This is a genomic window from Microcoleus vaginatus FACHB-2002 (assembly GCF_040004035.1).
Lineage (GTDB): Bacteria > Cyanobacteriota > Cyanobacteriia > Cyanobacteriales > Microcoleaceae > Microcoleus > Microcoleus vaginatus_C.
Genome location: NZ_JAMPLN010000005.1, coordinates 276,756 through 286,937 on the forward strand (window position 1 = coordinate 276,756; position 10,182 = coordinate 286,937).

5 protein-coding genes are annotated in these 10,182 nt (G+C 47.9%); 4 read left to right on the forward strand and 1 reads right to left on the reverse strand.

From position 1 onward, the window contains the following. Nucleotides 1-174 precede the first annotated feature (174 nt). The gene (locus NDI35_RS07080; RefSeq protein WP_445312095.1) at nt 175-1,836 is read right to left on the reverse strand and encodes an ArnT family glycosyltransferase; all 1,662 of its coding nucleotides are present in this window, start codon (nt 1,834-1,836) and stop codon (nt 175-177) included. Between the two features lie 74 nt (nt 1,837-1,910). On the opposite strand from NDI35_RS07080, the gene NDI35_RS07085 reads away from it, so the two are divergent. From NDI35_RS07085 to NDI35_RS07100, 4 genes are all read left to right on the forward strand, one after another. Next, the gene (locus tag NDI35_RS07085) at nt 1,911-3,398 is read left to right on the forward strand and encodes a hypothetical protein (protein WP_445312096.1); all 1,488 of its coding nucleotides are present in this window, start codon (nt 1,911-1,913) and stop codon (nt 3,396-3,398) included. Between the two features lie 353 nt (nt 3,399-3,751). After that, entirely contained in the window at nt 3,752-4,156 is a 405-nt protein-coding gene (locus NDI35_RS07090) for a DUF4347 domain-containing protein (RefSeq protein WP_445312097.1), read from the forward strand. A gap of 781 nt (nt 4,157-4,937) precedes the next feature. Continuing rightward, nucleotides 4,938-8,501 (forward strand): DUF4347 domain-containing protein, encoded by a 3,564-nt coding sequence (locus NDI35_RS07095; protein ID WP_445312098.1) that lies wholly within the window; start codon nt 4,938-4,940, stop codon nt 8,499-8,501. Nucleotides 8,502-9,271: 770 nt separating this feature from the next. Next, the coding region (locus NDI35_RS07100; RefSeq protein ID WP_445312099.1) for a DUF4347 domain-containing protein at nt 9,272-10,182 on the forward strand (911 nt) is incomplete at its 3' end.

The following is a 10,182-nucleotide window of genomic DNA, read 5'->3' on the forward strand; positions in this document are numbered from 1 at the left end:
CCCGACGGCATAATTTTAGTCAACAGTCAACAGTCAACAATCATATCGAGGAGTGTCACCGGAATTAATATCATTAATTCAAGCCTGCTCCGGGCAAGGCTGTCCATCTGAAGCAACAGTAGACAATCGAAAGTTATCTCACCCACCCCAAGGACGCGAGTGTTAATGATTAATTTATTTTCGAGTTACCAAAACCCAATCGTCCGCTGTTTTGACAATCTCAGCATTCTGCAAACCTAAATGTTTTAAAACTGGTTTTTCTAACAGAAAATAAGGTTGAGGAAGAGATTGCCATTTCTGTTTGAGCGTCGGCGCGTCGGCGACAATAACTTGGCGTTGACTATAAAAATTCAGCGATGGACGGCCCAAGCGGTGAGAAGTAAACACCTGTTGACCGGGCGGAGTTCCTGTGCGGACAATTTCGGCGATCGGCTTAACGGGATAATCCTCCGCCAGTTCCCAAACCCAGTTATCAGAAGCCATCAATACCAACAGCGTCAGGTAAGTTCCCCAAATTAAAACTAATATAAACTGCCGGTCTTTGCGGTGCAGCAACACGGCCGCCATTGTCATTGTCAAAGCTACAAACATCAGCATTAACTGCAAATCTCGCTCTGGAGGCGCAATTTGTCCCCCGATCCGTACCCAGCCACTAAAGTACAGGCAACCGACAACACCAACTACACCCAGCACTGCCAAAATCGCGGGATGAGGCAACAAAGAAATAGCATCAAAACGTTCTTCTGCTTCCTCTTTGACCGGCTCTGGCGGCAGCCACAGTTGCTCCCAAACTTCAGCGAGATAACTGCCAACAGCAAGAGCAAAAGCTGGATAAATTGGCAAAACATACCACGGCAATTTAGTAGTCATCACAGAAATAGCCAGCAGATATACTCCAGTCCAAACCAATACTAATTTTGGCCCTGGAAAATTGCGATTTTCCCAACTCAAACGCAGCCCTTGTAGCCAAAATAACTGCCACGGCCAAGCTAATTTTAAAATTTCTAAAATATAATACCATGGCGGGCCTCTGTGACTGCTCACAGGTTCCGAAATGCGCCGGAAAGATTCGTTAACTAAATTAGCGTGGATGAAATATTGGCCGTAGTGCAGCCATTGGGCAAAATACCAAGCAGCTACTGGCAATGTTCCGATCGCCAATCCGCCCCAAAGATACCCAGAAGTGAGGAGTCGCGGGGTATCCCAAACCAAAAAAATACAGCCAACAGCAGCCAGCAGCAGCCCCAACATCACGCCCTTAGTCAGGCAAATGAGTCCGAACCCAATCCCCGCCCCCAATGCGTAGCGCAAGTCGCGGCGCGATCGTAGCAAACACCACATCGCCCCCAGCAAGAAACACAAAACCGCCCCATCCAACATCGCCAAACGTCCATGCCGCACCACCGGTAACAGCGTCAGATAAACCAGGGCAGAAAAAATGGATCTCGAACGCGGAGGAAACAACTCCCTGCCAATGGCGTAAAGCAAGGGCACTGAAGCGGCCGTCAGCATTGCCGGTACTAACCTCGCCGTAAATTCACTGACACCGCCAACGGCAAAACACAGCCCGATTAGCCAGTGTACCAGCGGCGGTTTGTTCAAATAAGGCATAGAGTCGATCGTCGGATACAGCCAATTTAAGTTGCCGCGCCAAATTTCGCGACTTACCTGCGCTGCAATGCCTTCATCCCAATCCCGCAAAGCCACGTCGCCCAGATTCAGCCCGAAAATCAGCACTGCAGCCAACAGAAAAGCCAGCATCCACACTTTGTCTGTAAAGCTGTCATTCCAGCGATTTTTCAGTTTGCGGCCCAGGAATGGAAAGATTTCTGACATAAGTTAAGAGAGTTTTGAGCGTCCCAAACTGAGGGTAAACTTAGACAGCAGTTATTTGCGACTAGGAAAATACCATGAACTTGCCTGTAATTATAGATATTATCATTGGCTTAGTATTTATCTACCTGACTTTAAGCTTGCTAGCTTCGGAAATTCAGGAACTGATTGCTACTGTTTGGCAGTGGCGGGCGGAACATTTAAAGAAGTCGATCGAAGTGCTCATTTCTGGAGGCAGCGAAGGCGCGAAAGATCCCCTGCAACTTAAGAGAGTTGGACACTTGGCTCATGCGATTTACGCCAATCCGATTATCAAGGATTTGAATCAGGGAGCCAAAGGGCTTTTATCAGAGGGATTCCGCTCTGTTACGCACCGCATGGGGGATTTATACCACGGAGTTACGGGTACTAAAAATGTTTTCGGCAATAAATCCAGTGGGCCTTCTTATATTCCAGCCGAGTGTTTTTCGGCTAGCCTTTTGGAGACTTTAAAGGTTTCTAGTTTGCTTAGCTCTATCTCTAAAACGCGATTGGAAAGGTTTAAAGATTTACAATTAGCACAAATTCAACAGATTGGAGAAAATCTGAGTTTGCCGGATGCTACTAAACCGATTATTGAGCAAGAATTTCGGTGGCTAACTGCGGAGTTCAATCGAGTTGTTGAAGATTATCAAAATAATTTAGCAAATTTGAACAACAGCTTAGACCGAATGTCGGAAAAGCTAGGATTTTATATTAAGGATTCTCAGGTTTATCTACCAGAAACCGAACTAGCAGGGAGAGAATTTCAGAGGCAAATGGCATTTGTCAAGGCTCGTTTTGACAGCAAAATTGAGCGGGTGGCGCTGCTAGGGCAACTGCAACCGAGTTTCAGCAATCTGTTAAATACTGTTAAAAAAAGTCAAGATTCGGTAGCAGAAATTATGGAACTCAAAGAGGAGAGTCCAATTTATCAACAAATTCAAGATACCTTGGACAGTATGCCAGAATCTTTGAAACGTAGCCTTTATATTTTAGCGCAGCGCGCTGAAAAAAGCGGCGGAGATACTCAAGAGCAGTTGCAGCGGTTTCAGAAAGAAATTGAAATTTGGTTTGACCAATCGATGGAGCGTGCTTCTGGTGTTTACAAGCGGAATGCCCGAGGGGTGGCGATTTTGCTCGGAACTGCGATCGCTGTCGCTGCTAATGCTGATAGCATTCATATTATTAATCGGTTGTCGAAGGATTCGATGTTGCGATCGACTGTTAATTTGTACGCTGAGCAGTTGGTGGTCAACAATGCTAAGACTAAATCAAATAATTTAACCAGTCTGACAAAAGTTCAACAGGATGTCGATCGAGCTTTGGATCAGGTAGCTCTGCCTTTTGGATGGAGCGAACAGAACAGCTTAGAACGAGATAAGCAGGGGAATTTATTGTGGCCGGCTTTGATTGCAAGATTGTTTGGTTGGATATTGAGCGGCGTAGCTATTTCTATGGGGGCTGCTTTTTGGTTTGAGGCGCTCAACAAGATTATTAATATTCGCAATGCAGGGAAAAAACCGCCATCTTCCACAGAATCTTGAGCGGTGCAGTTGCCAGGCCAATCAACAAACTGTCATACCCTTTTAGATTTTAGATAGGGGAATGACTAAAGGCTATCGAGGTTTGAAGCAGCGGCTTACAGTTGGATTTTTTTTTGAAAGTGGTATCACGGATAGGATATCGGAGCGATTGGTAATTTCGCGTTTGCCGGAACTAAGGGAAAACACGCAGAATATAAATTCCGTGCGATCGCGGATGGCAGTCCTGCAGAAATAGGGGAAACTAATAGATAGGTTACATAAGAATGGGCGAAATAAACAAGGTCGCTGGCAGTTTCAGAAGCTCTGAATCCAAGGCTGTATCTACCGCTAATCTCACTTTTGGAGGACGGAATATGTTGACTTCTTTAAGGGAAACCACTCCCACCTCGGAATACGCAAATCCCCCATCCAAAAGCTTTGTATTCAAGGACTCCAGCCTCAATGAAGGTGGATATTTTGTTTCCAGAATTTTGGCTGGGGCATCTAACTGCATCGAGAAAATAACCTCGGCACTTCAAAAATCTGCCTCTATCCTTAGAGAGATTGACAAAGTTCGCACAACTTCTGCCGGCAGCTCCGGCCAACTGCAATTAGGCTTTGTTCTCCTCAGTTCAGACTATCTCGAACCATACAAAAGTCAATTGCCAAAATCGCATAGTTCTCTGACTCAAAACAGCGGACTTGGTTCGTGTTATGCCGATCGAGATAGTGATACACTCAGCAACGGCGGTGGGCGCGATCGACTATTTGCTAATTAAGGACAGGTATTTAATGGAGGGTGTGGAACGTACCGAGGGCGACTGGACCCGAATGCAATTGTAATTAGAGACGCAGGCGCGATCGCAATCAACGATTAGATCTGACTCAATCTGCAATCATATCAATTTGCGCTAAATAATTTGAATCACGTTTGTAGTGAGGTGGGCAGTCCTCACAGTGTCGGTAGCACGCCATCATAAGCCAATTGATTTCTAGCGATGGGTTCCACTTAATATTAGATTGTTTTGACTGTTAGTAAATGCGACCAAATATCTTCGTAATCAGTATTTGGGTGTATCGCCAACCTAGCAACTTCAAAGCATATAGAATTATTCAAAATCTACATAATTCAGTTTTCCCTTGGATGAAATACCGCTAGGGAAACTCTATTGCATTGTGCCTATACGTAAAATAGCACACTCAAAGAAACACTACTAAATATAATTAAGAGGAGTTATTCAGGGCTAAATTACCTCCACCATTTCCGACTACCTGAAATCAGGCTACTCTTAGCAAAATAAGGTCGCAAAAATTTGATGTACAACCTGGATTGATTTATTTGAATATGCGCGATAAATGTTGTAATATATTCCCAGCGGTAGAGGTTAAAAATTCCAATGTAGTCAAGAAGCAACAAGCGAAGACCGAGCCAAATAAATCAATAAAATTTTAAAAAAAAGGACACAATGTCTCAATTTGGTGTTAAGATATAATCAAATAAGTCTGATGAGGTTACTCTAGGGTGTATCTACTAATAATGCCCTTAATGGAGTCTCCCATATGAGTTCTACGTTCGCTCAAGTTAACTCCCAATCTTCTCTTGAAAACCGGCCACTGCGCTCCTTAGTCTTCATTGACTCCGGCGTGGAAGATTACGAGTCAATTGCAGCGGGAGTGCTGCCGGGACAGCAGGTAGTAATACTCGATAGCACCAAAAACGGCATCGAACAAATCACCTCCCAGATGGAAAAATACGCCTCTACTAACGGGGCGATAGACTCGGTTCACATTATTTCTCACGGCAGTTCTGGCAGCCTACAATTAGGCAATACCGCTCTGGGTTCAGATAACATAGAGCAATACAAAAGCCAGTTGGACTCGTGGCAAAATTCACTAGCCCCAGAAGCAGACATCATGCTGTACGGCTGCGATGTAGCAGGCGGTACAGGTGCTAATTTCGTCGATCGCTTCAGTCAATTAACCGGGGCTGACGTTGCGGCATCCACCAACATAACCGGCCGTGGCGGCGACTGGAATTTAGAATTTGCTTCTGGCCCAATTGAATCTCCCTTAGCCTTGCAGGCCGATGCGATGGCAAGTTACCAAGGTAATTTAGCGGAGATCGTAGTAGCCAACAATAGCGATAGCGGGCCCGGTTCATTAAGAGCTGCGATCGCCACCGCTGTTGCCGGTGATACAATTACCTTCGCTCCAGGTTTAGCCAGCCAAACCATTACTCTCACCAGCGGTCAACTCGATATTCCCGTTGGCAAAAACATTACCATTGACGGCGCCGCCGCACCCGGTTTAACCATCAGTGGCAACAACACATCCCGCGCCTTTTTTGTCAATGCCAACGTTGCGACTGCTACCAATTTTGTTGTCAAAAACCTGATTATTACTAACGGCAAAACGGTTGATAGAGGTGGCGCGATCGGCACAACCGACGAAGTAAACCTCACAGTAGAAAACGTTCAGTTCAACAACAACGTCGCCGATAAAGGCGGTGGCGCAATTTTCGGTAATTTCAACAATACCCTGACTGTTACCAACAGTAAATTCACTGGCAACGTGGCCACCTCCGCTAACGATGAACGCGGTGCAGGTGCGATCGGCTTTTTGAGTTTCAAAACTTTTACAGTCACCAACAGCGACTTCACCAACAACAAAGGAATTAACGGCGGGGCAATTAACAGCCTTCAAGGTAAGCTGACAATTGACAACTCCCGATTCATCGGCAACGACACCACCGCAGCCGTTTACGCAACAGGCCAAGATAATCCGTTTTTAAGAGGTTTTGGCGGCGCAGTTTACACAGACAGAGCCAGCAATCCGAGCGAAGCTTCCGGCACAATTAAGATTACCAATAGCGTATTTCAAGACAATAAAGGTCGAGGCGAAGGAGGCGCAGCTTATCTGTTCACCGGCAGCCAAGACAAGGTTATTTTGGAAAAGAGCACCTTCCAAAATAACGAAATTCTGGCGCTACCCAACGGTGGAAATGATGGAAACGGTGGTGGGGTAACGATTTTGAGCGACAGCACCAACCAGGGATTGACCATTGCCAACACCACCTTTGCGGGCAACAAAGCCGGCAATCAAGGTGGCGGCCTGTGGATGCGAAATGCCCCTACTACGATTACTAACAGTACGTTTTCTGGCAACTCCACGGCGTTTGCTGCTGGTGATTTCAACAAACTCGGCGGTGCAATGACTCTTGGTGCACCCACAACCATTCTCAACACGACGATCGCCGATAATTCGGCCGGCTGGGTTGGTGGAGGTATCTTCGCTTCGGCCAATAATGTCACCCTCAAAAACACGATTCTTTCCAACAATACAGCGGCTAACGGAGGAAACCCTTGGGGCATTCAGCAACACGCCACCGCCCAATATAGCGATCAAGGAGGGAATTTTCAGTGGCCGCTGATTAACACCGATACCAAGGTGACGACAAGTATTACGATCGCAGACCCGAAACTCGGCCCTTTGCAAAACCTCAACGGCGCTTTAGTCAGGCCGCTGCTGACAGGAAGTCCCGCAATTGATACAGGGATTGCCACCGGCGCACCCGCTACTGATCAGCGCGGCGTGACTCGCCCTCAAGATGGCGACAGCATTCCAGGTGCGATCGTGGACAGCGGTTCTTTTGAATTGGGAGGTAGTGTCGTCCCAGTGCCAACTCCGACACCCACACCCGCACCGGCGCCAACTCCGACACCCGCACCGGCGCCAACTCCGACACCCGCACCGGCGCCGACTCCGACACCCGCACCGGCGCCGACTCCGACACCCGCACCGGCGCCGACTCCGACACCCGCGCCAGCGCCAACTCCGACACCCGCGCCAGCGCCAACTCCGACACCCGCACCGGCGCCAACTCCGACACCCGCGCCAGCGCCAACTCCGACACCCGCACCGGCGCCAACTCCGACTGAGACTCCGACTCCGGCGCCGACACCCGCGCCAACTCCGGCGCCAACTCCCACGCCCGAACCGGCGCCGACTCCCACACCCGAACCGACGCCGACTCCCACGCCCGCACCGGCGCCAACTCCGACACCCGAACCGGCGCCAACTCCCACGCCCGCACCGGCGCCAACTCCGCCGATACCGGAACCGACTCCGACTCCAACTCCGCCTGCAGATGATTGCCTACTCGATAGCCTCAACGCCCCGCAACTAGATCCTGCCACCATCACCCCCAACCCCGCCCAAGAAACTATCAACGGCGGCGAAGATACCGATTTCATCATGGGCGGTGGCATCAACGACTCAATTAACGGACAAGTCGGCAACGATACTCTCTACGGCATGGGCGGCAATGACAACATTGACGGCGGCGCAGATAACGACTCAATCTTCGGCAATGGAGGCAGCGATTTCATCTCTGGCGGCGCTGGCAACGATACCATCTACGCTGGCAAAGATCCTGACACTGTTGTCGGCGCCGATGGCGAGGACTTGTTGAGGGGAGATCTCGGCAATGATACAGTTGCCGGCGGCGTTGGCAACGACAGCATATTCGGCGGTAAAGAGGACGATATCTTGCTGGGCGAAGATGGGGACGACTACATTTTAGGCAACTTAGGAAATGACACACTTAATGCTGGAAACGGCAACGATATTGCCTTTGGCAATGAAGGTGCAGACCTGATTTTTGGCGAGGGGGGAAATGACAGCCTCTACGGCGGCAAAGAAAACGACAGTCTCGATGGCGGTGAGGGCAACGACTTACTCTTCGGCGGCAATGACAACGATGTGCTCTGTGGCGACATCGGTAACGATACCCTGTACGGCGGCAAAGGTAATGATATTCTCAGCGGTGGTGCTGGGGACGATTTCCTTTCCGGGGATGTTGGGGACGATACATTGACGGGAGGTTCGGGAAATGATGTGTTTTTCCTAAATCAAAGTTTGGGTAGCGACATCATTAATGATTTCCGCAAGGGAGAGGATTTAATTGGGTTGAATTCTGGTTTGAGTTTTAATCAACTCAGTATTACTTCCAGCAACAATCAAACTTTGATAACTGTGACAGATACCAATCAATTGTTGGCGAAGCTTAACAATATTACCCCCGGTATTCTCACCGCTAGCGATTTCACTCAGCTAATAATCTAACTGCCTGGGGTAGGGTGCACTATAAGCACCCAGCCCGCTTAGAAGTGGTGAAGATAGCTCTCAAACTCCTGAAATTTGGTGGATGACTTTAGCGCAGCCCGCCCCTAGGGGGGCTACGCCAACGAATAGGATCGATCTGATTCTTTTCAACTGCGATCGGTAATAAATCTTGTTTATTGCCGATCGCCCACACCTAGAATGATGTACAGCCGTCTATTGCACTCCTGAGCTGGCTAAGCATAAGCAGCGCCCGAATAAAGCAAGCTTTCTCAACAACTAAAATTCAGATTTTTGGGAGGTTTTTGCAGCTAGGAAAAAAAGTTAAATTAATCAAACTTTTAGGGATTTTTCCTGGTTTTCTCTAATGTGAATGTATCAGGTACTAGCTAGAGCAATTGTCAGAAATTTGGAACTCCAGAAAAGCTTTTTGGAATTTCCCCTGACCAAGGCTACCAAATGGTTTGATGCACTAATTAGCTCGCTAAGGGTGTGCATGGCAAATCTTAGAGAGGTTCCCCGTGCCGGACTATTTACATTACATCCTCTGCCGTTAATTGCTAAAAAAATTGCAATTTTCACCTAGCTTAAGCTGATTATGGAGACAAGTCTCGGATTTCACTTAGGGATAAAATTAAAGTTTTCCCCTAAATTTTAATCTTCCCGATGGATCACCGAGGTTTTAATCCTGCCTACTGCCTTCTGCATCTCTAGCCTTCTGCTTTCAAGGTGAATCTACCAGCAAATAGTAAACATTCTCATGGGTATGCGAAATGAGTTCAACTTTTGCCACCAACATGGATTCACAATCTGTTCTCCGCAAAGCTGGTTCTAAATCTATTGTCTTCATAGATTCCCAGTTAGATGACTATCAAACTCTTGCGGGTGGCGTGCTGCCCGGTGCAGAAATCATCATTTTAGATAAAAATGGTAACGGAGTCGAGCAAATTACTGCGAAACTGCAAACAATTTCTGCTGCGGGGGAAACTGTAGACCAAGTTCACATTTTTTCTCACGGCGATTCTGGCAGTTTGCAGCTAGGTTCTGCAACCCTGACTTCGGATAATTTGCCGCAATATGAAAGCCAGTTGCAAGATTGGCGAAATGCCCTAAGCGACAAAGCAGATATTGTGCTTTATGGTTGCGATGTTGCGGCGGGTTCGGGAAGCGATTTTGTCGATCGTCTGGGCGAGTTAACCGGGGCTGATATTGCGGCATCTAGCGATCGCACTGGCCGCGGCGGTAACTGGAATTTGGAGTTTGCCAAGGGTGATATTGAAGCACCGCTAGCCTTGACTCCAGAGGCAATGGCGGATTATCAAGGGACTTTAAAGACTATTACCGTTACCAACAATAATGATAGCGGGCCCGGTTCCTTGAGAGATGCGATCGCCTCCGCAGCAGCCGACGATACCATTGAATTTGCCTCCACTCTTGCCAGCCAAACAATTACTCTCACTTCCGGCCAACTTGTCATCAACAAAAACTTGACAATTGATGCAGTTGGTGCAGCCAATTTAACCATCAGTGGCAACAATACTTCGCGGGTAATCCGCACAGAAGGTGCAACAAATGTTACTCTAAAAAACCTGATTATTGCCAACGGCAAAGTTTCTGGAACCGATCCGAATAATGACGCAACTAGCGCCGGTGGTGGCATTCAAACAGGAAGTAGCAGCACTTT

Bases quoted from the DNA above. Each gene is read 5' to 3' on its own strand.
- NDI35_RS07095 (WP_445312098.1), top strand. From the start codon at position 4,938: ATGAGTTCTACGTTCGCTCAAGTTAACTCCCAATCTTCTCTTGAAAAC.
- NDI35_RS07090 (WP_445312097.1), top strand. From the start codon at position 3,752: ATGTTGACTTCTTTAAGGGAAACCACTCCCACCTCGGAATACGCAAAT.
- NDI35_RS07085 (WP_445312096.1), top strand. From the start codon at position 1,911: ATGAACTTGCCTGTAATTATAGATATTATCATTGGCTTAGTATTTATC.
- NDI35_RS07080 (WP_445312095.1), bottom strand. From the start codon at position 1,836: ATGTCAGAAATCTTTCCATTCCTGGGCCGCAAACTGAAAAATCGCTGG.